Origin of the sequence: Rhodococcus chondri (assembly GCF_036327435.1) — a bacterium.
GTDB classification, from domain to species: Bacteria; Actinomycetota; Actinomycetes; order Mycobacteriales; family Mycobacteriaceae; genus Rhodococcus; species Rhodococcus chondri.
The window spans coordinates 1-1,231 of record NZ_JAUZMZ010000373.1 but is presented as its reverse complement, the minus strand read 5'-3'; the positions used below and the strand labels follow the sequence as shown (position 1 = coordinate 1,231).

Annotated in this window: 1 pseudogene; it reads left to right on the top strand. The window is 66.7% G+C overall.

Annotated features, from left to right (window positions below):
• Positions 1–1,081 (top strand): annotated as a pseudogene (kgd, locus tag Q8814_RS26200) (multifunctional oxoglutarate decarboxylase/oxoglutarate dehydrogenase thiamine pyrophosphate-binding subunit/dihydrolipoyllysine-residue succinyltransferase subunit); the annotation flags it as partial.
• Positions 1,082–1,231: the final 150 nt, after the last annotated feature.

Genomic DNA, 1,231 nt, shown 5'->3' with positions numbered 1-1,231 from the left:
GCGCCGCGATATGTCGCGCGAGGGCCACGTCGACTGGGCCTACGCCGAGCTGCTCGCATTCGGTTCGCTCGTCGAGCAGGGCGCACTCGTGCGCCTGGCGGGCCAGGACTCGCGTCGTGGCACGTTCACGCAGCGCCACTCGGTGCTCATCGACCGCAAGACCGGTGCCGAGTACACGCCGCTGCAGGAAGTCGCCAAGAACGGTGGGAACGGCGGCAAGTTCCTGGTCTACGACTCGGCGCTGACCGAGTTCGCGGGCCTGGGCTTCGAGTACGGCTACTCGGTGGGCAACCCCGACGCGCTGGTGCTGTGGGAAGCCCAGTTCGGCGACTTCGTCAACGGCGCGCAGTCCATCATCGACGAGTTCATCTCGTCCGGTGAGGCCAAGTGGGGTCAGCTCTCCGACGTCGTGCTGCTCCTGCCGCACGGCCACGAAGGTCAGGGCCCGGACCACACGTCGGGTCGTATCGAGCGCTGGCTGCAGCTGTGTGCCGAGGGTTCGATGACCGTGGCGATGCCGTCCACCCCGGCCAGCTACTTCCATCTGCTGCGTCGCCACCACCTCGACGGCATCCGCCGCCCGCTCGTGGTGTTCACGCCCAAGTCGATGCTGCGCAACAAGGCCGCGGTCAGCAATGTCGAGGACTTCACCCACGGCAAGTTCCGTTCGCTCCTCGAAGAGGTTCCGTACGAGGACGACACCGCGGATCGGTCCAAGGCGACCCGTGTGCTGCTGACCTCCGGCAAGATCTACTGGGAACTGGTCGCGAAGAAGCAGAAGGAAGGCCGCGACGACGTCGCGATCGTCCGCGTCGAGCAGCTGTACCCGGTGCCGCGTCGGCGTATCGCCGAGACACTCGACCGGTACCCGAACGCCACCGAGTTCTTCTGGGTGCAGGAAGAGCCGGCCAACCAGGGCGCATGGCCGTTCCTGGGTCTGGCTCTGCCCGAACTGCTGCCCGAGAAGCTCGCCGGAATCAAGCGCGTGTCGCGTCGTGCGATGTCGGCACCGTCCTCGGGTTCGAGCAAGGTCCACGCTGTGGAGCAGCAGGAGATCCTGGAAAAGGCCTTCGCACGGTAGGAACGGCACGGTAGAAACTCCGCTCGGGATCCGATAGGACCTGGCGGTTCTCATGCGAGCCGGGTCGGCTCGTCCTTCGGGACGAACCGACCCGGCTCGCGGCGTTTCGGTTCGGACGCCGCGGGCACTCCCCCTGGGTAGGAGACCGAT